The sequence below is a fragment of the Acinetobacter sp. 22301 genome (assembly GCF_052045285.1).
Taxonomy (GTDB): Bacteria; Pseudomonadota; Gammaproteobacteria; order Pseudomonadales; family Moraxellaceae; genus Acinetobacter; species Acinetobacter pittii.
In genome coordinates this window covers 48,611-70,254 of sequence record NZ_JBQEOR010000003.1, presented here as the reverse complement: position 1 = coordinate 70,254, position 21,644 = coordinate 48,611, and the positions used below count along the sequence as shown (strand labels likewise).

The window sequence follows — 21,644 nt, the reverse complement described above, 5'->3', positions numbered from 1 at the left end:
TTGGGTTTTCGGAATAATAAGCTTTGGAACTCTCTTTGAATTCCTATCTATTCTGAAATTAAAATTTCACCTTTAGGTTTCGGCCTAAATCACATATGGATACGAGTGTGCTACCGATAATTATCTTATTACCGTTAATATTAGGCACCACCCTTGTTTCATTGCTTCAACGGTTCTCGCGTGGAGTAACGGCTTTAGGGGCAATTGGAGTCAGTTTAACCAGTTTTGGTTTATTACTGACTCAAGCTAAAACTGTGCTTGGTGGTGCAAGCATTCAACAAAGCTGGGATTGGCTACCTCAATTAGGGATCAATCTGAGCTTCAGACTCGATGCTCTTGGTTTATTATTCTCTTTACTTATTACCGGTATCGGTACACTCATTTATATATACGCCTATTATTATTTAGGCCCTAAAAATTCATTAAGTAAACTCTATACGTTACTCATGCTGTTTATGGCAGCAATGCTGGGTATTTCGCTCTCTAATAATCTTATTATTTTATTAGTCTTTTGGGAGCTCACCAGTATTTCATCTTTCTTGTTAGTGGGTTATTGGAGTCATTATGAAGCTGCTCAACGTGGCTCTCGGATGGCGCTCACAATTACAGGGATGGGCGGTTTAGCAATGCTAGGTGGATTTGTTCTATTGGGGCAAATCACTGGAACCTATGAAATTAGCGAAATCATGGGCATGAAAGATGCGATCCAAGCCCACGCTCTTTTTATTCCAATGTTATTGCTTATTTTGCTTGGCGCATTTACAAAGAGTGCTCAGTTTCCATTTCATTTTTGGTTACCTAACGCAATGGCGGCACCAACACCAGTGTCCGCTTACCTGCACTCTGCGACCATGGTAAAAGCCGGGATTTTTCTACTTGCCCGCTTACTTCCAATCTTTATAGGCGCTGCGATTTATCATAATATCGTTACGTTTGTCGGCCTATTTACGCTCTGTATGGCAGCGTGTTTTGCTATTTTCAAAGAAGATTTAAAAGGACTGTTAGCCTATTCAACCATTAGTCATTTAGGGCTTATTGTTTGTTTACTCGGTATCGGTTCTCCTTTAGCAGTTGCCGCTGCTATTTTCCATATTATTAACCATGCAACATTTAAAGCAGCGCTGTTTATGCTTGCAGGGATTATTGATCATGAAACCGGCACACGTGATCTTCGAAAACTCAGTGGTATTTGGCAATTACTTCCTTTCACTGCCACACTCACCATGATCACCGCTGCTTCTATGGCAGGTGTACCACTTACCAATGGCTTTATTTCAAAAGAGATGTTCTTTACCGAGCTATTGGCAAATCTTTCAGGCTCAACGGTTATCTTTGCCAGCATCATTGCAACTCTGGCTGGTATCTTCGCAGTAAGTTATTCAATCCGCTTAGTGCATGGTGTTTTCTTTGACGGTCCAATTGGTAAACAAGTTCCAAATAAAGATGCACATGAACCACCAATCGGGATGCGTGCTCCAGCCATTCTTCTTGCTGTGCTCTGTATCTTGGTCGGCGTTCTGCCTTCCTTATTGGTAGAACCACTGGTCAATAGCGTAACTAGAGCAAGCTTAATGCAACCAGAATTTGCGGGTACACACCTTGCAATTTGGCATGGATTCAACGCTCCTCTTGTGATGAGTATTATTGCTTTAGTGGGCGGTACGCTGTTCTACTTTGCCTTAGCAAAAGACGGCATGATTCGTAAAATTGACCTTGACCCACGTCTAGGCAGATTACAAGGCCGCATCTTATTTGATTTATTTTTAAAACATCTGCTGCTTACAAGCCGAAAAATCAAACAAAAAACTGAAAATGGTTCATTACAAAGTTATTTGTTCTGGATCATTGCTTTTAGCATCATCATGGTCACTCTGCCTTTACTCAATCAAGGGCTGAGCACAGGTACACGTGAACTCACCCATGCTCCATGGATTGCTATAGTTCTTTGGCTGACGTTGTTCTCAGGCTGTTGGATGATGCTCTGGTTCCACCATGAGCGCATTAAAGCAGTACTTATTAGTGGTGCAATTGGTCTAGTGGTAACGATGGTCTTCGTCACCATGTCAGCACCAGATTTAGCGCTGACTCAAATTACAGTAGACGTTGTAACGACTGTTCTTTTATTAATGAGCTTATCTTTACTTCCACAGCTCACGCCGTATGAATCTCGTCGTTCTAGACGTTTGAGAGATGCTGCCTTAGCAATTATTGGAGGTTTAGGAATTGGCTGGATTACGTGGCTCATTTTAACCCGTGATCATAATTCAATTTCTTGGTTCTTTGCCCAACAGTCTTTACCACTTGGTGGTGGCTCAAATATTGTAAATGTCATTTTAGTTGACTTCCGTGGCTTCGATACCTTCGGTGAAATTACGGTATTAGGAATCGCTGCGATTGGTGCACTATGTTTAATGGATGGTATGCGTGTACACGGCACCACCATGACGCAAGGTCTCACCTATCGTTTCAATCCATCTCCGCTTATGTTCCGTATTACGGCCTCTTGGGTACTACCTCTAGCGCTTGTCGTCAGTGTTTATATCTTTTTGCGAGGACATAACTATCCAGGCGGTGGCTTCATTGCAGGTCTAATCACCTCAATGGCGCTAATCATTCAATATATTGCACTAGGTCAAGATCAAGCAGAACAGCTGTTAAAAGCGAAGTCTGGCCGCCTTTACGAAGTCTGGATTGGCACAGGATTAACGATTGCAGGTCTGACTGGTATAGCAGCATGGTTCTGGTTACGTCCGTTCCTCACGAGTGCTCATGTCTATGTTGAATTACCAATTCTAGGAAAACTACATCTAGCTTCAGCTGCAAGTTTTGACTTGGGTGTTTATATCACCGTTGTAGGCGCGACAATGTTGCTCATCTCTGTATTAGGCGACTCTCGTCATTCGAGTATGTCCGGTCCTGTACCACATCGGGAGGAATCATCATGATCAGTTTAGAATTCTTACTGGCTTCTGCTATTGGTTTACTTGTTGCCACAGGTATTTATCTGATTTTACGTGCTCGTACTTTCCCTGTTGTGCTCGGATTGGCTGTAATCGGTTATGCAGTAAACCTATTTTTATTTGCTATGGGTCGATTACAAATCAGCTCACCAGCAATTTTAACTGAAACCACAAAAATAACCGATCCACTTCCTCAAGCGTTGGTGTTAACCGCCATCGTGATCGGTTTTGCAACTACAGCGTTTATTGTACAACTTGCGCTACGTAGCCGTTATGAATCAGGTAGTGATCATGTTGATGCTAAAGAAGATGCTTCCCCAACATACGACCCACGTGAGGATGAGCCGTGATGTTTGATTTTTTATCTTTTTGGCAACAACACACGCCTATTTTTAGCATTCTCATCCCAGCATTTACTGCTTTTATCTTATTACTGTTAGGCAACCCTGGGGCGGGTGCTTTAAAAGATGACTGGCGTCAGCCATGGCGCCGTGGCATTAGCCTTGTCTCAGCAATTGCCGGATTAATTACCGCTATTGTTTATCTTAGTTACGCCAGTACGGGTCAAATTACTGTTTACCAATTAAGTGAATGGTCAGCGCCATTTGGTATTGTGCTTGTACTCGATCGCCTTTCAGCTTTTATGCTGGCACTAACTTACGCATTAGCAGTACCAGTTTTATGGTATGCAAGTGATAACTGGGATACGCGTGGTCGCTATTTCCATGCCATGGTACATTTCCTATTAATGGGAATCTGTGGAGCATTTCTAACAGGCGACTTATTTAACCTTTTCGTCTTTTTTGAAATCCTGTTGATGGCTTCGTATGTATTGCTCTTACATGGACAAGGCAAACCTCGTTTTCAGCTTGGCGTTCACTATGTCATTATCAATCTTTTAGCCTCTGCCCTCTTCTTAATTGGGCTTGGTATGATTTATGGCAGTGTGGGTAGCCTCAACATGGCGGATGTCTCACGTCTTATACCGACACTTGAAGCAGATCAACACAAATTAGCAGTCGCTGGTTCGTTACTTCTTTTTGTCGTTTTCGGTATTAAAGCAGCAATGCTTCCTGTCGGTTTTTGGCTACCAAAAACCTATGCTGTTGCAAGTACGCCTGTAGCTGCAATTTTCACTATCATGACTAAAGTCGGGATCTATTCTATTTTACGTGTAAATGGAACAGTATTTGACGATGCGCTTAGTCAAGAAATCTTAAAAAGCTGGTTACTTCCTATTGGCTTAATTACTTCACTCTATGGTGTGATTGCCGCAATTGGAGCAGATCGTTTACGTCGCTTTGTGGGCTTTATGGTCCTTTCTTCAATTGGCACCTTGCTTACAGCAATTGCCATGTCTAATACGCAGGCATGGTCTGGTGCTTTATATTACTTAGTGCACAGTACATTGATCGGCGCAGCTTTTTATCTATTTTGTGGATGGATCACTTCACAACGTGGAGATTTTAAAGATCATTTAAAAGTTGCCCCAAGAATCAAACAAGAAAAAGCAGCTATGCTGACTTATTTCTTGATTGCGATGATGATGGCTGGATTACCACCTTTTAGTGGTTTTCTTGGAAAAGTATTCATTTTACAAGCGACAGTTGAAGCTAGCTATCAAGGCTGGATTATTGGTGTTGTGCTTGTTGTGAGCCTATTAAGTATTATTGCACTCACACGTGTTGGTTTTATCTTATTTTGGCGCGCATCTGCTCCAGAAGAAGATCCAATCCATCCAGCTTATATTCTTTATCGTGCTTTGCCAGAACGTGCACCACCACGTAACGATCAAGTCATTTATCTATTATTGGCTGGTTTAATTGCTTATGTTGTCTTTGCTTCACCAATTCAGCATTACACCTTAAGCACCGCACAACAGATCCAAGACCATGCGCTTTACCAACACTCTATTCTTAAAGTAGATCAAAACGGTGAAGTCATCAGTGTGCAACCATATGACCCAGCTTACTTACCAGAAACCAAGTACGGCGGTGAGGTTGAAGATCATAATGCTTATCTTGTTCCAGATATTATTTCGAAAGATACGTTCAATGGCGAACATATTTCTGAATATAAACAACGACAAATTCAGCAACAGGACAAACTCCAAACGCCTACCATTGTTGATGAAAGTCAATTGAAACCTATGGAGCCATAACAATGCAGTTAACTCATTTGCTTGAACGCTGGTTTCCACATCCATTTGTTTCGGTTCTCATCGTTTTATTTTGGTTGATGCTGGCGCATAGTCTGGATGCGAGTGATCTTTTGACTGCGATGCTTTTGGGCTTAATCATCCCTCGTTTAGTCAAACCGTTTATTACGCGCACACCGCATATTCACTGGAAACCTGCTGTTAAACTATGTTTTGTGGTTCTTTGGGATATTATTATTTCTAACTTTAAGGTCGCAAAACTTGTTTTGGGACCTACTAAGAAATTACATCCTAAATGGTATCGCGTACCTTTAGAGACAGAACATGAGCAGGTCAACACCTTACTGGCAATGATCATTACCACAACACCAGGTACGGTTTCTGCGGGCATCGATCAGGAACGCGGGGATATTCTGGTTCATGCTTTGAGCACAGATAATACCGAATCTGATATTCAAGACATCAAACAACGTTATGAAATTCCTCTTATGGAAATTTTTGATGTGAAAAGTAAAACGGAGGCAAGTGCATGACAATCCTACCCTATGCTCTAGGTATTAGCTTGATTGCCGTTACAATCTCGATGCTACTTTGCCTTTTTAGACTGGTTATGGGTCCATCAATTGTAGATCGCCTTTTAGCGCTCGATACACTTTTCCTCAATGCAACTTGCCTCATTGTTGTGTTAGGCATTTATTGGATGACGACCTCTCTATTTGAAGGAGCACTATTGGTTGCGATGTTAGGTTTCGTATCTACAGCCGCCTTAGCACGTTACTTCACAACCGGTCATGTTATCGATTAAGGAGAGGTCAATGCAATTTACAATGGAAATTATTGTTTCGGTCTTTCTGGTTTTTGGCGCCTTCTTCATGTTAGTTGGCTCAATCGGTATGGTCCGTTTACCCGACTTATTCATGCGCTTACACGCGCCAACTAAATCGAGTACGCTTGGCTTAGGAAGCTTTCTGATCGCTTCAATGATCTTTTTTGCTTTCCAAGGGCGATTCGGTTTTGCTGAGCTACTCATTACCCTTTTAGCTTTCATTACCGCACCGGTTTCAGCCAATTTGATTGCTCAAGCTGCGCTACATTTACGTTTACGCTCATTGAGTGGTGAAGTACCTGAAGCCATTGAACGTCCTCTACCTTGGGACCGTTACAAAATTGGTCAACGCTTTTCACAAAACAAACCACCAATGGAACCTCCTAAAGAATAAGAAATTGAATCAATAAAAAAGCCACCCGAAGGTGGCTTTTTTATTTTGAGTTTTAATTACTCTTGGTCATCTGACTTACGTTCTGGCAAATCTTGTACCGCTTTTTCGATTAGACCAAACATATAGTTACCATATGCATTCGTCTTATCGTAATGGAAACGTAAGCGAGGCGTAATACGAGTCTTAATGCGACGGCTCAATTCATGACGCAAGAAACCAGAAGCTTTATTTAATACATCTAAAGTTTCTTTATTTGCTGCTTCACTTTGCTCATCGCCGAGTTCACGTCCCATAACGGTGACATAAACTTCAGCATAACCCATATCCGCACTGACTTTCACCGCAGAGATGGTCACTAGACCACCTAAGCGAGGATCTTTAAGCTCTTGACGGATCAGCTCAGACAACTCACGTTGTACTGAATCCGCCATGCGCTTTAAGCGTTGGCTACCCGCCATTAAAGACTCCGTTTAATCAATTGAACATCATACACTTCGATCTTATCTTGTGGTTTGATGTCTTTATAACCTTTCACCGCAAGGCCACATTCCATACCGGCACGAACTTCATCAACAACGTCTTTATAACGACGAAGAGATTCAAGCTCACCTTGGAAAATTACAACATCATCACGTAATACGCGAATCGGTTTATTACGATGTAATGTGCCTTCAAGTACCATACAGCCTGCTGCTGCACCAAACTTACTTGAGTGGAATACTTCACGTACTTCCGCAACACCCAAGATTGTTTCACGATGTTCAGGAGCAAGTTTACCGCTCATGGCATCTTTCACGTCATCAATTAATTCATAGATGATGCTATAGTAACGAATATCAATACCGTCTTGGTCACTTCGTTGACGAGCAGTCGTATCGGCACGGACGTTAAAGCCTAATAATACAGCTTCTGAAGATTCAGCAAGAATTACATCAGACTCAGTAATCGCACCAACACCTGAGCTAATTACACGAACTTTTACTTCGTCAGTAGATAATTCATGTAGAGCAGCATTCAATGCTTCTAAAGTACCACGTACGTCTGTTTTCAAAACAACGTTCACTGTAGGAACATCTTTTTTGCCCATTGACGACATGATATTTTCAAGGCGCATAGCACTTTGACGATCAATACGTTTTTGACGCTCACGGTCAGCACGAGCATCGGCAACTTCACGCGCTTTCTTCTCGTCATTTACAACAAGAACTTCATCACCCGCCATTGGAGCATCTGGAAGACCCAGAATTTCTACTGGAATAGAAGGTCCTGCTGATTTAATCGGCTTACCGTTTTCATCAGACATTGCACGGACACGACCATAAGATGAACCTGCAAGAACAAGGTCACCAATGTTTAATGTACCGTTTTGAACAAGAATCGAAGTTACTGCACCACGGCCTTTATCTACACGTGCTTCAATAACAACACCTTGCGCAGCACCTTCAGCAGATGCTTTTAATTCCATCAATTCTGATTGAATAAGAATTAAATCAAGGAGTTCATCAATACCTTGTCCGCTGTGTGCAGAAACTTTAGCAATCGGAACATCACCACCCCATTCTTCTGGAACGATTTGTTTCGTTGTTAATTCATTTAACACACGGTCTGGATCAGCAGATTCTTTATCCATTTTGTTGATTGCAACAATAATTGGAGTACCGGCTGCACGAGCATGGTCAATTGCTTCTGCAGTTTGTGGCATTACACCGTCATCTGCAGCAACAACTAATACAACGATATCTGTTGCTTTAGCGCCACGTGCACGCATTGAAGTAAATGCCGCATGTCCCGGGGTATCAAGGAATGTAATAATTCCTTTGTCTGTTTCAACGTGATATGCACCAATATGCTGGGTAATACCACCTGCTTCTCCAGCCGCCACTTTCGAACGACGGATACGGTCAAGCAATGATGTTTTACCATGGTCAACGTGACCCATAATGGTAACAACTGGCGGACGAGTTGTTTGCTCACCACGAGCTTCTTCAGCTGCTTCAAGCAAGTTATCTTCCGCTTGTGTATCAGAAACTAAAACAGGGTTGTGGCCCATTTCTTCTACAACAAGTGCCGCTGTGTCTTGATCAATAGCTTGATCTTGATTAACCAATTCACCCATTTTCATAAGTGTTTTGATAACTTCACGTACTTTAATCGCCATTTTTTGAGCAAGATCGGCAACAACAATGCTTGAACCGATTTCTACATCATAAACTTGCTTTTTAACTGGCTTTTCAAATCCATGCTTATTCGCTTGGCTTGATTTTAAACCACGTTTGTTATGGTTAACAAAGCTTTGCTCTTCTTGACCACGACGACCACCTTTCTTCCCAGCACGTGGGTTAGTGGTTGCGCCACCGCGTTTAATTTCACGGTCTTCTTGCTTAAATGAATCTTCATAAGCTTGGCCAACTAGACCTGAAGCAAGTGGAGAATCATCAATCACACGAATTGTCGTAGTAGCATCGTCATTTGAATACTTAGACGCCATTTTGCGCATTTGTTCAAGTGTACGTTGCTGAGCTTCTTCAGCTGCTTTACGACGTGCAGCTTCTTCAGTTGCTTTTAACTGAGCTGACTGCTCTTCACGAGCTCTTTTCTGTTCTGGAGTTTCAGCTGGTTTTGGTGCAGGTTTAACTGTACCACCACCACGCTTTTTCACTACAACAGCAGCTTTTGGAGCTGTCTGTGCAGCACTATCTTGTTGATGAGCAGCACGCATCGCATCTAAAGTTGCTTTAGCTTTTTGCTCTGTTTGAAGACGCGCTTTTTGCTCGGCAGTTTCACGCGTTTGCTGTTCTACACGTGCTTTTGCTTCAGCTTCTGCACGTGCTTTTGCTTCAGCTGCAATTTGTTCAGGGTTTGGTTTAGCAAAAACCTGCTTTTTACGTACTTCTACGTTAATCGTTTTTGCTTTACCTGAAGTACTTGCAACTTTAGCGGTACTGGTTGTTTTACGTTTCAACGCAATTTTTCCTGTGTTACCACTTTCCTGACCATGAACTTTTTTCAAGTGATTGACCAAAGTATCCTGTTGTTCAGTGGTAATAATGTCGTCTGCTGTACGTTGAGGCAAACCTGCTTCACGAGCCTGTTCTAGGAGCTTCTCAACAGGACGTCCTACACTGAGAGCTAACTCTTTAATCGACTTGTCCGTCATATTTCATCTCCTAGTTAAACCATGATTCGCGAGCTTTCATGATCAATTGACCTGCTTTTTCATGACCAAGTCCTTCAATATCAGAGATATCGTCAGTAGCTTGATCTGCCAAATCGTCGACAGTAATAATACCGCGAGCGGCAAGCGAGTAAGCGATCTCAGAAGTCATGCCTTCCATAGTGAGAAGGTCTGCGCTCGGTTCTTGAATATTTTCTTGCTGTTTCAAAGCATCAGTAAGGGCTGCTTCTTTTGCACGACTTTGCAACAACTCAACCAATTCAGCATCAAGCTCAATTTCGTCAAAAGTCTCAGCAGGAACATAAGCAATCTCTTCTAAAGAAGTGAAGCCCATTTCCACCAATGCCATTGCTAAATCTTCTTCAATATCGAGACGTGATACAAACATATCAAGATATTGCTGAGCTTCATTTTGCTGACGAGCACGATACTCTTCTTCAAGCATCATGTCGAGTTTGTAGCCAGTTAAATCAGAAGCTAAACGAACATTTTGACCTTGAGAGCCAATCGCACGAGCTAATTGATCGCTGGTTGCAAAAATAATGTCGGCACTTCTTGCATCTTCATCAAGCACGATGCCTGAAACATCAGCTGGTTCTAATGCACTAGCAATGTATTGAGCCGGATCATCAGACCAGACCACTACATCAATACGTTCACCATTTAACTCTTGTTGTACAGCTTGAATACGCGTACCACGCATACCAATACATGCACCTACAGGGTCAATACGGTGATCATTTGTTTTCACTGCAATTTTAGCACGAACGCCCGGTTGACGTGCCGCTGCTTTAATTTCAATAATTTCTTCAGAAATTTCAGGAATTTCTTTTTTCATTAAAGCAATTAACATTTCAGGCTTAGCGCGTGATAACAACAACTGAGCGCCACGACCTTCACGGTTAACATTATATAAAATAGCGTTTACACGTTGTTTTGGACGAAGAATTTCTTTTGGAATCATCTCTTCGCGTGCAAGATAAGCTTCTGCATTGTCGCCTAAGTCGATAATGAAGCCATCTTTGGTTTGTTTTTTCACTTCACCGTAAATTAACTCACCAACTTTAGACTCGTATGCATCAGCAACTAAAGCACGCTCAGCTTCACGAATTTTTTGTACAATAACTTGTTTTGCAATTTGTGCAGCAATACGACCAAACTCAATAGACTCTACTTCGAGTTCACGCACGTCACCAATTGACCATTTAGCTGGATCAACGTCAGAAATTGCATCTTGGCAAGCTGGCATTTCATGATCTTCATCTGCCACAACAGTCCATTGACGGAACGTACGGTAATCACCAGTTTTACGATCAATTTCTACACGAAGCTGAGCTTCTTCAGCATGCGTACCTTCGTAAAATCTTTTCTTCGTTGCAGCAACTAGAGCTTGTTCCAAAGCTTCGAAGATCGCTTCACGACTAACACCTTTTTCATTACTAACCGTTTCAACAACGGTAAGAATTTCGCGGCCCATAAGTCACCTACCGATTTCTTATAAAATTTAAATAAATTTAATCTTGATAGATCAAGTTTGCTTTATCGATATTGTTGCTGTCGATCACAAGCACATGCTTCCCATCAACTTCAACCTGAATTTCTTCATTTTCAAGGTCTACTGCGATAAGTTTTGCTTGAAATTTACGACGGTTTTCTACTGCTGCAATTAAACGCAAAGCAATTTGTTGTCCGATGTAGCCTTGTAACTGTTCTAGTTGAAAAAATGGACGATCCCAACCCGGTGAAGAAACTTCTAATGAATACTCACCTGAAATTGGATCATGAACATCCAACATTGCGCCAACTTGTTGTGTTACACGCACACAATCTTGTACACCAATACCACGGCCTAGTTCTACTTCACCATCTTCATTAATTACAGGCTCAGCATCTTCACTTACCGCTTTATCGATATAAATACGCAATAATGAACGTTTACCTTGTGGGAGAAACTCGATCCCCCAAAGGTCGACACCACATGCTTCCACTGCAGGAACAATTAAGTCATGCAATGCTTGGGATTTATTTGATAATTTCATTTACTCTCGTCATTCTCGTGCGATTCAATCGGTTGTTTTAACCGACACAGACCTACTATAGTGAAGCATGACTATTTGACCAATTGATGTCGACACTACACGATAGCGATACGATAACCAATAAAAAAGGGCGTTAATCGCCCCTATTTAGCACAGAAAACAATAGTCCACTGTGCAAAAAGGCCCACCTGTCTGTGAGCCTCTTTTAAGAAACTTGGTAGCGGGAGCTGGATTTGAACCAACGACCTTCGGGTTATGAGCCCGACGAGCTACCAGACTGCTCCATCCCGCATCAACGTGCAAAAATTATATACAAATATCGAAAAAAGTCAATGTAAACTTATCTAATATTCGCTTGATTAAGTTGCACCTTAATCAAATTGGTAGCGGGAGCTGGATTTGAACCAACGACCTTCGGGTTATGAGCCCGACGAGCTACCAGACTGCTCCATCCCGCATCAAAAAACTGCTTGCACTCAACTTTCTGGTTCAAAGTTGGTGCGGAAGGGGGGACTTGAACCCCCACGCCCGAAGGCACTACCACCTCAAGGTAGCGTGTCTACCAATTCCACCACCACCGCAGCTTGTGGGACGCATTCTAGTCCTTCCCACTGCAAAAGGAAAGCCCTATTTCGAATTATTGACTCGATTTTGGTGCATTTGGTGAAGTTTCAGGCGATGTCGTTTGAACTGGCGCTGTAGTTTGTACAGTTTTCAAACTATATGCATCAGTAGTCTGTTTTTTCGCAAAAACAGCTAGAGTTAAACTCGTCACAAAAAACAACGCTGTTAAGATAGCAGTAAGTCGAGTAAGGAAGTTACCTGAACCTGATGCACCAAATACAGTTGCTGCTCCGCCACCGCCGAAAGAAGCACCGGCATCAGCACCTTTACCGTGTTGCACTAGAATCAAGGCAATCATCAGTACCGCTAAAATAATATGTACGATCAGTACAAAAGAGTGCATACCCTATCCTCGTTATTTACTTTGTGCAAAGGCTTGTACGATTTGATAAAAAGATGCTGCATTTAATGAAGCACCGCCTACCAACGCACCATTAATATCTGGACATGCCGCCAATTCGACCGCATTTTCAGCTTTTACACTACCGCCATATAAAATCGCAATGTCTGAACCCGCTGGGGTAATCTGACTTAAACCTTCACGAATCTTAGCATGCATTGCCTGTGCATCTTGTGGAGAAGCAGTTTTACCTGTCCCAATTGCCCAGATTGGCTCATAGGCAATTACAATTTGCTTTTGCCACTGCTCAGCAGTCACTACAGGAGCAATATCACAAATTTGTTGCAATACAACTTGCTCTGCCAAACCTTGTTCACGTTGTTCAAGGCTTTCACCAACACAATAAATGACAGTCAAGCCCGCATTTAATGCATTTTGGAGTTTAGCTTTCAAAATTTCAACGTTATCGCCAAAAATATCACGGCGCTCAGAATGCCCAACCAGTACAAAATTAATTTGACTATCTTTTAATAGTTCTGCGCTGACTTCGCCAGTATACGCACCAGTACCCGCTACACGTGATACATCTTGTGCAACTGTATATACTGTTCTTGCAGCATCTTGCAATTGTGTTTGTACCATTGCAAGTGCAATAGAAACCGGAGCAACCCCTACATGACAGCTTTCATCTGCAATTTGGTTTTGTTGCAATAGTTGTTTAAATTCTTCTATAAGTTGTTTGGCATTGGCACGCATTGGGTTCATTTTCCAGTTGCCAACTACCCAAGGCGTAATCGTCGAACCCGACATACGGCTCACCTTTCATCAAAAATGCAGCACATTCTACACGCATTTATACAAATTTCAGATACTTTTCTTTAACGGCTTTGCTCATATCTTTTCTACTAATTGAAAACAGTTATAAAACTTTATTGAGTCTAAAGAATCGTCTTTTAAAAATTAATGAATAAAAACTTCGACTAGTTCAAGCTTTGGCGAGTGGATCAAGACCAGAGCATCATTTTCTCAGGTAGTAATTTTAGATAACAAAAGTATAATTTTTTATATACCAATTATAAACATATGAGCACAGGTAGGCAGATGTCAGTCATACATACATCTCCAAAATTTTCGGGGTTTTTTCGACGATTAGTCGAAGAAAAACATGTGTCGGCAGCGACCATGCAAACAGCATTAGATGCAGCAAAGAGAGCTAAACGGGATACAGTTGCGTACCTGATTGAAGAGGTTAATCTCTCCCCTTCTTTATTAGCTGAAACAATTTCTATTGAATTTGCTGAACCATATTTTGATCTGGATGTTTACGATACCAGCCAAATTCCCAAAGATTTGGTCGATCAGAAACTGGTTTTAAAACATCGGGTCTTACCTCTCATACAAAGAGGACAAATTTTATATGTCGCGACCAGCAACCCAAGTAATATTGAAGCGATCGATGCCATTCGCTTTAATAGTAAGCTCATGGTTGAACCAGTTATTGTCGAGCACCATAAGCTTGAGAAAATTCTGACGCAGCAATTTACCGAAGAAAGCAACTTCGAGTTTAGTGATGAAGAGTTTGATCTTGATGTAGACCTTGAAGCTCCATCTTCACAAGAAGAGGAGGAAGAAACGCCTCAAGGCGATGAAGCACCTATTGTTAAATATATTAATAAATTACTCATCGATGCGATTCGTATGGGAGCTTCAGACTTGCATTTTGAACCCTATGAGAAATCATATCGGGTTCGTTACCGAGTCGATGGTGTATTGCGCCAGATTGCAAATCCGCCTTTACAGTTGGCTAACCGTTTAGCTTCACGTTTAAAAGTCATGTCCCAAATGGATATTTCCGAAAAGCGAGTCCCTCAAGATGGTCGTATCAAGCTTAAGTTATCAAAAACTAAAGCCATCGATTTTCGTGTGAACTCTCTTCCAACCTTGTTTGGTGAAAAACTGGTTCTGCGTATTCTCGATCCATCTAGCGCAATGCTCGGAATTGATGCTTTAGGATATGAAGAAGATCAGAAAGCTCTTTTTTTAGAAGCACTCGATAAACCACAAGGTATGCTTTTAATTACAGGTCCTACCGGTTCTGGTAAAACGGTATCTTTATATACTGGCTTAAATATTTTAAATACTGAAAGCTCTAATATTTCCACTGCCGAAGATCCAGTCGAAATTAACCTTGAAGGTATTAATCAGGTTAACGTTAACCCAAAAGTAGGTCTTACTTTTTCGGCCGCACTGAAATCATTTTTACGTCAAGACCCTGACATTATTATGGTCGGTGAGATTCGTGACTTAGAAACGGCTGAAATTGCGATTAAAGCTGCACAAACCGGTCACATGGTCATGTCCACACTGCATACCAATAGTGCGCCTGAAACACTTACTCGCCTACGTAATATGGGTGTTCCATCCTTTAATATCGCAACGTCTGTCAATCTGGTGATTGCTCAACGTTTGGCGCGTCGGTTATGCCCACAGTGTAAAACACCTGCCGACATTCCTAAACAGAGCCTATTAGAAATGGGCTTTACCGACCAAGATTTAACCCATCCCGATTTTCAAGTTTTTCAACCTGTGGGTTGTACTGAGTGTCGTGAAGGCTACAAAGGTCGAGTAGGTATTTACGAGGTGATGAAAGTTACACCTGAAATTTCCAAGATTATTATGGAAGATGGCAATGCTTTAGAAATCGCTGCTGCTTCTGAAAAACTGGGGTTTAATAATCTGCGTCGTTCAGGGTTAAAGAAAGTCATGCAAGGTGTAACTTCCTTACAAGAAGTTAACCGCGTGACCAGTGAATAAAAGACAATTTAAAATAAGGATAATTCATGACTGTCAAAAAGGCACAAATGATGCCGACTTTTGCTTATGAAGGGGTTGACCGTAAGGGCGTAAAAATTAAGGGCGAACTTCCAGCTAAGAATATGGCCTTAGCCAAAGTCACCCTACGCAAACAAGGTGTAACTGTCCGTAATATTCGGGAAAAGCGTAAAAATATTCTTGAGGGTTTGTTCAAGAAGAAAGTATCAACACTCGATATCACAATTTTTACTAGGCAACTTGCAACAATGATGAAAGCAGGTGTGCCACTGGTACAAGGCTTTGAAATTGTAGCGGAGGGTCTGGAAAACCCAGCCATGCGCGAGGTGGTACTCGGGATTAAAGGTGAAGTTGAAGGTGGTAGTACCTTTGCTTCAGCTTTAAGGAAGTATCCTCAACACTTCGATAACTTGTTTTGTTCTCTTGTAGAGTCTGGCGAACAATCTGGTGCGCTTGAAACCATGTTGGACCGTGTGGCAATTTACAAAGAAAAAAGTGAATTGCTTAAGCAGAAAATTAAGAAAGCTATGAAATATCCAGCAACGGTCATCGTGGTTGCTGTGGTTGTTACTATTATTTTGATGGTTAAAGTAGTGCCTGTTTTCCAAGATCTGTTTTCTTCTTTTGGTGCAGATTTACCTGCATTCACCCAAATGGTCGTGAATATGTCGAAATGGATGCAGGAATACTGGTTCATTATGATTATTGTGATTGGAGCAGTGATTGCTGCCTTTCTGGAAGCCAAGAAGCGCAGTAAAAAATTCCGTGATGGATTAGATAAACTTACACTGAAACTACCTATCTTTGGCGATCTGGTTTATAAGGCGATTATTGCCCGTTATAGCCGTACTTTAGCCACCACGTTTGCCGCTGGTGTTCCGCTCATTGATGCGCTTGAGTCAACGGCTGGTGCAACCAACAATGTCATTTATGAAGAAGCAGTCATGAAAATTCGTGAAGATGTAGCTACAGGCCAACAACTTCAATTTGCAATGCGTGTTTCAAATCGTTTTCCATCTATGGCTATACAAATGGTCGCAATTGGTGAAGAATCTGGTGCACTAGACAGCATGCTCGATAAAGTTGCTACTTATTATGAAAATGAAGTTGATAATGCCGTTGATGGTTTAACTTCAATGATGGAACCTTTAATCATGGCAATTTTAGGGGTGCTCGTAGGTGGTCTAGTGATTGCTATGTATCTTCCAATTTTCCAAATGGGCTCAGTCATATAATGCAAGAAATTATTGCTTATTTTATTCAAAACTTAACTGCACTTTATATTGCAGTCGCACTATTGAGCCTATGTATTGGTAGCTTTTTGAATGTGGTAATTTATCGCACCCCCAAAATGATGGAACAAGATTGGCAGCAGGAATGTCAAATGTTGCTTAATCCCGAACTACCCATCATTGAGCATGAAAAGCTGACATTAAGTAAACCTGCTTCATCATGTCCTGCATGTCAGCAACCGATCCGTTGGTATCAAAATATTCCAGTTATAAGCTGGTTAATGTTAAGAGGAAAATGTGGCCATTGCCAACATCCTATTAGCATTCGTTATCCAGCGATTGAATTACTCACGATGCTATGTTCATTAGTAGTCGTCATGGTTTTTGGTCCAACCCTACAAATGCTTTGGGGGCTAGTGCTCACTTGGATTTTGATTGCTTTAACATTTATAGACTTTGATACTCAGCTACTACCTGACCGTTTCACCCTACCTTTGGCTGCTCTCGGCTTAGGTATTAATACCTTTAATATTTACACCTCGCCTAACTCAGCCATTTGGGGATATTTAATCGGCTTTTTATGTCTTTGGATTGTGTATTACTTATTTAAAGTGATTACAGGCAAAGAAGGTATGGGCTACGGCGACTTTAAATTGCTTGCCGCATTAGGCGCGTGGATGGGACCATTGATGCTGCCATTAATTGTGCTATTGTCATCTTTACTCGGTGCAATTATTGGCATCATTTTACTAAAATTACGTAATGATAATCAGCCCTTTGCGTTTGGGCCATATATTGCCATTGCGGGTTGGGTTGCCTTTTTATGGGGTGACCAAATTATGAAAATTTATTTGGGAGGTTAAGATGGCTTTTATTCTGGGAGTCACAGGTGGTATTGGCAGTGGGAAATCTGCTGCAACACAATGGTTTGAATCCCAAGGAATCCAAGTCGTCGATGCTGATATTGTTGCTCGCGAAGTGGTTGAAAAAGGCCAACCTGCTCTCCAAAAAATCCAACAAACTTTTGGAGATTGGGTGCTTCAACCCGACGGCAATCTAGATCGTCGTGCACTACGTGAATATATTTTTAAAAACCCTGAAGCAAGACAAACGCTTGAGAAAATCACGCATCCAGTCATTCGCCAATCTATTATTCAACAGCTACAAAACCCAAAAAGTCCTTATGTGATTTTAGTTTCACCCCTACTTTTTGAAACCAACCAGCATGAATTGGTTAATCACACTCTATTAGTTGATGCGAGTGAACAAACTCAAATTCAGCGTGCAAGCCAGCGAGATGGGCAAAACCAAGAACAAATCCAGAAAATTATTGCAGCACAAATGCCACGCGAGCGTAAACGTGAACTTGCCAATGACATTGTGTTTAATGACGGATTACTCGAACATTTATATCAGCAATTAGAGCCTTTACATCAAAGCTATTTGAAGCGCGCCAACTAATCTTGCTTATTTTGCTGCTGAATCTTTTGTGCCAAGCTATCTTGTCGAAACCAGCGCCAAGGTTGTAAGGCACCGATTCCCATTCCCACCAAGCCCACAACAATTGATGGACTTAATGACTCACCAAGTAAAGGTACAGCTAAAATGGCAGCAATAAACGGCGCCAAAGTAACAATACTTCCCGTTTTAAAAGCACCAAGTCGCTGAATCGCTGCTACATAAGTCAAAGTTGCGATAATAACAACAAACACACCGTGGAAAATGCCCTGTATCGCTAGATGAACAGGACTGACTTCCATGAAATGTTTAGGCAAAAATAAAGCATAGATGGGTAAGTAAATAATTGCAGACCAAATCGCAACACTCGCCATAGAGTGCCATGCGGAAAGTTTCCACTGTTTAAGTAATACAGTGAAAATGCCCCACCAAATCGCACTAATAAAAAGAAGTAAATCCCCCATGCCAAAAGCAGAAGCATTACCTTGCAACATCAACACACTAATGAGAGCCAAGGCAGTGATCATAATTGCAAGACTCACCCATGTATGCTTATCAAATGGTTGTCTAAATAAAATGTATGCTGCAATTGCAGTACAAATAGGAATACAACCATTTAAAAAAATGGCAGCATGTGCAGCGGGAGCATAGAGAAACGCGGTATAGACGGTAAGACAATAAATAACTCCGCCAATGAGTGCCAAAATAACAGCGTGCTTACTCCATAAAAAAGCGAGATCTTTCTTATAGATCAGAATCGGCATCAAAATCAGGAAGGCGATAGCAAAGCGTAGTGCAGCAATGTCCCAAGCACTGATGTGCCATTGTGCATTTAAACGGGCAAAAAGTGTAAACCCGCCCCAAATGCACATGGTCACCAATACAAAAAAATAACCTTGCTTACGGGGAGACATATCAAGACTGCTTACAAACTAGAAAGGCAGCTAGATTATACCTCAGAACGCTGACGGCAAGCCTCATAAAGTGCCATACCTGTTGCCACGCTCACATTTAGACTCTGTAAATTTCCAGACATCGGAATATAAACTTTATGATCACACTGTGCCTGTGTAATTGGGCGTAAACCCGTATCTTCTGCTCCCATCACAATTACGACTGGGCCAGAGAAATCACATTTTTGAATTGGCATTGCACTTTCATCAAGCATAGTGCCAATCACACGTGTATGAGTCGTTTCTTTCAAATGGGCTAATGTACGAGCCAAATTTGTTACTTGAATGAATTTAACTTTTTCAGCTCCTCCCGCCGCAACTTTACGAGCTGTTGGGGTTAAACTTGCCGAACGATCACGAGGTACAATCACTGCTTGCACGCCCATTGCAGCAGCGGTACGGATGCAAGCCCCTAAGTTATGCGGGTCTGTCACCTGATCTAATGCCAGCAATAAAGCATCGGGGGTTTCAGCCAAGATCTGATCTAGATCTTTTTCATTTAAAGTCGGATGTGGACGTACTGCTGCAACCACGCCTTGATGAAACGGTAGACCTGCAAGCTTTTCGAGACTATCACGGCTTGCTTTTTGTACACTAATTCCAAAAGGCTCTGCCAATTGCAAAATCTTTTGCAAACGCTGGTCATCCCGTCCTTTTAAAGTAAACAGGGTTAGCACACGTTCCGGTTCAAGTTCTAACAATGACTCCACTGAATGAACGCCATAATAATATTCCGGTTTTGCCATGCATGACCTCTAACAACGTTTGAGCAAAAAAATAAAAATCCTGCAAAGCCAACTTCACAGGATTTCTTTGGGCATAGTGTACCCGATTTGAATAGGAATTTCTTAGCCTTCTAAATGGCACACGTAATCGAGCACTTCATCAGTTTCGATTTTAAAAAGACTATTACCAGGCACATAAAATGATTGGCCTGCACGGAACAACTCACTTTCATTACTGTCCGCGATTGTTACACGGCATTCACCTGAAATAATTTCCATACGCTCAGGAACATGGGTTTCAAAAGTTAAAGCTTGCTCAGTCGGCAAAATAACACCTAGTGTTTTTTTTGTTCCATCTTCAAATTGCACGGTATGGCTGATACATGCTCCACCAAAATAAACGTTTGATTTTTTGATGACCGTTACATGATCAAATTGGGTTGAACTCATGCACACTCTCCAGATAATGCCGTATTTATATAAATTATGATGAATGTAGTTTAATTGTGCCTAAATAACTAATCAATCAGTTTTCATACGGATAGACTTGTAATTTCCACTGCTGTGCCTGAATTTTTTTGGCAAAAGCATAAGGTAAGTTAATCTCAATATTTCGACTATTCGACACAATTGCATCGTATCTGCAAACTTCGACCTGATTTTCATCTAGAAGTACCCAACACACTCTCTGTGCAGTTGGATGGGCAACTGCTGTAGCAACTACCGGTGAACCGTCATTCATTCCTACATGAAAATTTTCGCTGTCGTTTTGCATTAACGCCAGATCATAAGCTGGAAAATCGATAGCATCTGAATCGAATTGCTGGCTATCGTGTATAAGCACACTTTGTTTTAAAGTCGGCCAAATACAGTAGCGTAAATAATGCTGATCCATCACCCGATTATCCAGATAACGTCCGGTAGCAACATAATTCCTGATATGTGCTTCAATATTATGAAAAATCCCCGTACATCCACCCCACATTCCCGCCAAAATTAACTCGGTATGAGAATAATTGTCTCGCATTAAGTGAAACCATTTATCACTCCTGAGCCAAGCATCGACAGCTGCTTTTTCGCGGTGCGAGACAATGGAGTCGGCATCACGTATCAGAAAACGCTTAATTGTCGGATCATCCATTACAAAAAAGCGCCAAAACAAACCAGATAGCTGTTTTTGAGAATCTGTAACTTGAATAACTTGCGCGCCCTTCTCTTTTAAACGCTGTTGCACCAGTACTGGCACAGTATCATCGACATAAAAGCGACACGTCCATTCTGGATAAATTTGTTTGGCTAGCTGAATATTTAAAATAGAGGTTTCACAATAGCGAGGATTTGCCCCAAACAATGAAAAAGCAATAATATTTTCTTGAGGGTTTGCACTAAATGCCGATGGTACCTGATCTGGAATCGCCAAAACAGGTTCGCTCTTCGCTAGTTCTTTTTTGGTTGCAATTGCCAAACGCCCAAATTTGATTGTTTCTTCTTTTTTCTTTAAATGATGACAAACTTCTGTGAGCCCATCATATAAGTTTGTATTTACATTAGCTCCACTTGCTTGAATCGCTTGTAAATAATGTTGATAGGCATCGTTATAACGGCCTAAGCGTAATTCGGTATAAGCTAAATCTGATAAGGCGCCAGCATGCTTGGGAACCAAATTAACAGCTTGTTTAACATGTTGATAAGCTTTGGCATAATCCCCTTGTGCTGCTGCCTGTTTAAATGCATTAAAATGCTGATTTAGAATTTTATTCATTTCCGCAGGATTGTTTTTTTTATGGCGGTTGATCATCCCTATTGGTGGTTTCGGTAAGCTTAATGTTTTTTTCATTGTAAATATCCGCAATCTTGCTGTTCTATAATTTCAGTTAGAATAATAGATCACTTGTAGCAAATTCAAAACTTCTCTATCTTTAACCCAT

The 21,644-nt window shown here is 41.4% G+C and carries 20 protein-coding genes and 3 tRNA genes; 10 read left to right on the top strand and 13 right to left on the bottom strand.

Features of this window, described 5'->3' with window-relative positions; translation table 11 throughout:
- Positions 1-95 precede the first annotated feature (95 nt).
- The 6 genes from ACTJJH_RS06830 to ACTJJH_RS06805 are packed head-to-tail and all read left to right on the top strand — an operon-like array spanning position 96 to position 6,338.
- A complete protein-coding gene (locus ACTJJH_RS06830) occupies positions 96-2,945 on the top strand; it encodes a monovalent cation/H+ antiporter subunit A (RefSeq protein WP_440600916.1) in 2,850 nt (949 codons plus the stop codon).
- On the top strand, positions 2,942-3,310 hold the full coding sequence (locus tag ACTJJH_RS06825) for a Na+/H+ antiporter subunit C (RefSeq protein WP_002115033.1): 369 nt from the start codon (positions 2,942-2,944) through the stop codon (positions 3,308-3,310). The genes ACTJJH_RS06830 and ACTJJH_RS06825 overlap by 4 nt, the downstream gene beginning before the upstream one ends.
- Positions 3,310-5,121, top strand: coding sequence for a monovalent cation/H+ antiporter subunit D (locus ACTJJH_RS06820; protein ID WP_440600915.1), 1,812 nt, complete (start codon positions 3,310-3,312; stop codon positions 5,119-5,121). The genes ACTJJH_RS06825 and ACTJJH_RS06820 overlap by 1 nt, the downstream gene beginning before the upstream one ends.
- 2 nt (positions 5,122-5,123) lie before the next feature.
- Entirely contained in the window at positions 5,124-5,651 is a 528-nt protein-coding gene (locus ACTJJH_RS06815; protein WP_304594970.1) for a Na+/H+ antiporter subunit E, read from the top strand.
- Positions 5,648-5,923, top strand: coding sequence for a monovalent cation/H+ antiporter subunit F (locus tag ACTJJH_RS06810; protein WP_005065886.1), 276 nt, complete (start codon positions 5,648-5,650; stop codon positions 5,921-5,923). Before ACTJJH_RS06815 ends, ACTJJH_RS06810 begins: the two co-directional genes overlap by 4 nt.
- Positions 5,924-5,933: 10 nt before the next feature.
- Entirely contained in the window at positions 5,934-6,338 is a 405-nt protein-coding gene (locus tag ACTJJH_RS06805; RefSeq protein ID WP_005065884.1) for a Na+/H+ antiporter subunit G, read from the top strand.
- A 56-nt stretch (positions 6,339-6,394) separates the two neighbouring features.
- Here ACTJJH_RS06805 and ACTJJH_RS06800 read toward each other — a convergent pair whose 3' ends face one another.
- From ACTJJH_RS06800 to tpiA, 9 genes are all read right to left on the bottom strand, one after another.
- Complete coding sequence (locus ACTJJH_RS06800; protein ID WP_002114836.1) at positions 6,395-6,796, bottom strand: ribosome-binding factor A; 402 nt, start codon at positions 6,794-6,796, stop codon at positions 6,395-6,397.
- On the bottom strand, positions 6,796-9,495 hold the full coding sequence (gene infB / locus ACTJJH_RS06795; RefSeq protein ID WP_002114697.1) for a translation initiation factor IF-2: 2,700 nt from the start codon (positions 9,493-9,495) through the stop codon (positions 6,796-6,798). The genes ACTJJH_RS06800 and infB overlap by 1 nt, the downstream gene beginning before the upstream one ends.
- Before the next feature lie 10 nt (positions 9,496-9,505).
- Positions 9,506-10,990 (bottom strand): transcription termination factor NusA, encoded by a 1,485-nt coding sequence (gene nusA / locus ACTJJH_RS06790; protein ID WP_002115134.1) that lies wholly within the window; start codon positions 10,988-10,990, stop codon positions 9,506-9,508.
- A 37-nt stretch (positions 10,991-11,027) separates the two neighbouring features.
- A complete protein-coding gene (gene rimP, locus ACTJJH_RS06785) occupies positions 11,028-11,552 on the bottom strand; it encodes a ribosome maturation factor RimP (RefSeq protein ID WP_002114922.1) in 525 nt (174 codons plus the stop codon).
- 215 nt (positions 11,553-11,767) lie between these two features.
- Positions 11,768-11,844 (bottom strand) — tRNA-Met (locus tag ACTJJH_RS06780).
- A gap of 89 nt (positions 11,845-11,933) precedes the next feature.
- Positions 11,934-12,010: transfer RNA gene (locus tag ACTJJH_RS06775), tRNA-Met, on the bottom strand.
- A 38-nt stretch (positions 12,011-12,048) separates the two neighbouring features.
- A tRNA-Leu gene (locus tag ACTJJH_RS06770) sits at positions 12,049-12,133 on the bottom strand.
- Positions 12,134-12,189: 56 nt separating this feature from the next.
- Complete coding sequence (gene secG, locus ACTJJH_RS06765) at positions 12,190-12,519, bottom strand: preprotein translocase subunit SecG (RefSeq protein WP_002115012.1); 330 nt, start codon at positions 12,517-12,519, stop codon at positions 12,190-12,192.
- Positions 12,520-12,531: 12 nt separating this feature from the next.
- A complete protein-coding gene (tpiA, locus tag ACTJJH_RS06760) occupies positions 12,532-13,326 on the bottom strand; it encodes a triose-phosphate isomerase (RefSeq protein ID WP_046812055.1) in 795 nt (264 codons plus the stop codon).
- 291 nt (positions 13,327-13,617) lie between these two features.
- On the opposite strand from tpiA, the gene pilB reads away from it, so the two are divergent.
- From pilB to coaE, 4 genes are read left to right on the top strand one after another with little or no spacing between them, the layout of a single operon-like run.
- Positions 13,618-15,330, top strand: a complete 1,713-nt coding sequence (gene pilB / locus ACTJJH_RS06755; RefSeq protein ID WP_415871636.1) for a type IV-A pilus assembly ATPase PilB — start codon at positions 13,618-13,620, stop codon at positions 15,328-15,330.
- Positions 15,331-15,356: 26 nt separating this feature from the next.
- Positions 15,357-16,583 carry a type II secretion system F family protein gene (locus ACTJJH_RS06750; RefSeq protein ID WP_005079343.1) on the top strand — a complete coding sequence of 409 codons (1,227 nt, stop codon included), beginning with the start codon at positions 15,357-15,359 and terminating at the stop codon, positions 16,581-16,583.
- A complete protein-coding gene (locus ACTJJH_RS06745; protein ID WP_002114758.1) occupies positions 16,583-17,443 on the top strand; it encodes a prepilin peptidase in 861 nt (286 codons plus the stop codon). The genes ACTJJH_RS06750 and ACTJJH_RS06745 overlap by 1 nt, the downstream gene beginning before the upstream one ends.
- A 1-nt stretch (position 17,444) precedes the next feature.
- A complete protein-coding gene (gene coaE / locus ACTJJH_RS06740; protein WP_440600914.1) occupies positions 17,445-18,041 on the top strand; it encodes a dephospho-CoA kinase in 597 nt (198 codons plus the stop codon).
- Here coaE and ACTJJH_RS06735 read toward each other — a convergent pair.
- The 4 genes from ACTJJH_RS06735 to ACTJJH_RS06720 form a co-directional block, all read right to left on the bottom strand.
- The gene (locus ACTJJH_RS06735) at positions 18,038-18,952 is read right to left on the bottom strand and encodes a DMT family transporter (protein ID WP_440600913.1); all 915 of its coding nucleotides are present in this window, start codon (positions 18,950-18,952) and stop codon (positions 18,038-18,040) included. The genes coaE and ACTJJH_RS06735 overlap by 4 nt on opposite strands.
- Positions 18,953-18,987: 35 nt before the next feature.
- Positions 18,988-19,737, bottom strand: coding sequence for a 23S rRNA (guanosine(2251)-2'-O)-methyltransferase RlmB (gene rlmB / locus ACTJJH_RS06730; protein WP_005079348.1), 750 nt, complete (start codon positions 19,735-19,737; stop codon positions 18,988-18,990).
- 102 nt (positions 19,738-19,839) lie between these two features.
- Positions 19,840-20,166, bottom strand: coding sequence for a pyrimidine/purine nucleoside phosphorylase (locus tag ACTJJH_RS06725; RefSeq protein ID WP_002115102.1), 327 nt, complete (start codon positions 20,164-20,166; stop codon positions 19,840-19,842).
- A 76-nt stretch (positions 20,167-20,242) separates the two neighbouring features.
- The gene (locus tag ACTJJH_RS06720) at positions 20,243-21,553 is read right to left on the bottom strand and encodes a tetratricopeptide repeat protein (RefSeq protein WP_440600912.1); all 1,311 of its coding nucleotides are present in this window, start codon (positions 21,551-21,553) and stop codon (positions 20,243-20,245) included.
- Positions 21,554-21,644: the final 91 nt, after the last annotated feature.

Coding starts and splice junctions, on each gene's coding strand:
- ACTJJH_RS06810 (WP_005065886.1), top strand. CDS start 5,648: ATGACAATCCTACCCTATGCTCTAGGTATTAGCTTGATTGCCGTTACA.
- ACTJJH_RS06820 (WP_440600915.1), top strand. CDS start 3,310: ATGTTTGATTTTTTATCTTTTTGGCAACAACACACGCCTATTTTTAGC.
- tpiA (WP_046812055.1), bottom strand. CDS start 13,326: ATGTCGGGTTCGACGATTACGCCTTGGGTAGTTGGCAACTGGAAAATG.
- ACTJJH_RS06830 (WP_440600916.1), top strand. CDS start 96: ATGGATACGAGTGTGCTACCGATAATTATCTTATTACCGTTAATATTA.
- pilB (WP_415871636.1), top strand. CDS start 13,618: ATGTCAGTCATACATACATCTCCAAAATTTTCGGGGTTTTTTCGACGA.
- rimP (WP_002114922.1), bottom strand. CDS start 11,552: ATGAAATTATCAAATAAATCCCAAGCATTGCATGACTTAATTGTTCCT.
- rlmB (WP_005079348.1), bottom strand. CDS start 19,737: ATGGCAAAACCGGAATATTATTATGGCGTTCATTCAGTGGAGTCATTG.
- ACTJJH_RS06725 (WP_002115102.1), bottom strand. CDS start 20,166: ATGAGTTCAACCCAATTTGATCATGTAACGGTCATCAAAAAATCAAAC.
- ACTJJH_RS06800 (WP_002114836.1), bottom strand. CDS start 6,796: ATGGCGGGTAGCCAACGCTTAAAGCGCATGGCGGATTCAGTACAACGT.
- ACTJJH_RS06750 (WP_005079343.1), top strand. CDS start 15,357: ATGACTGTCAAAAAGGCACAAATGATGCCGACTTTTGCTTATGAAGGG.
- ACTJJH_RS06815 (WP_304594970.1), top strand. CDS start 5,124: ATGCAGTTAACTCATTTGCTTGAACGCTGGTTTCCACATCCATTTGTT.
- nusA (WP_002115134.1), bottom strand. CDS start 10,990: ATGGGCCGCGAAATTCTTACCGTTGTTGAAACGGTTAGTAATGAAAAA.
- ACTJJH_RS06745 (WP_002114758.1), top strand. CDS start 16,583: ATGCAAGAAATTATTGCTTATTTTATTCAAAACTTAACTGCACTTTAT.
- infB (WP_002114697.1), bottom strand. CDS start 9,495: ATGACGGACAAGTCGATTAAAGAGTTAGCTCTCAGTGTAGGACGTCCT.
- ACTJJH_RS06805 (WP_005065884.1), top strand. CDS start 5,934: ATGCAATTTACAATGGAAATTATTGTTTCGGTCTTTCTGGTTTTTGGC.
- ACTJJH_RS06720 (WP_440600912.1), bottom strand. CDS start 21,553: ATGAAAAAAACATTAAGCTTACCGAAACCACCAATAGGGATGATCAAC.
- ACTJJH_RS06825 (WP_002115033.1), top strand. CDS start 2,942: ATGATCAGTTTAGAATTCTTACTGGCTTCTGCTATTGGTTTACTTGTT.
- secG (WP_002115012.1), bottom strand. CDS start 12,519: ATGCACTCTTTTGTACTGATCGTACATATTATTTTAGCGGTACTGATG.
- ACTJJH_RS06735 (WP_440600913.1), bottom strand. CDS start 18,952: ATGTCTCCCCGTAAGCAAGGTTATTTTTTTGTATTGGTGACCATGTGC.
- coaE (WP_440600914.1), top strand. CDS start 17,445: ATGGCTTTTATTCTGGGAGTCACAGGTGGTATTGGCAGTGGGAAATCT.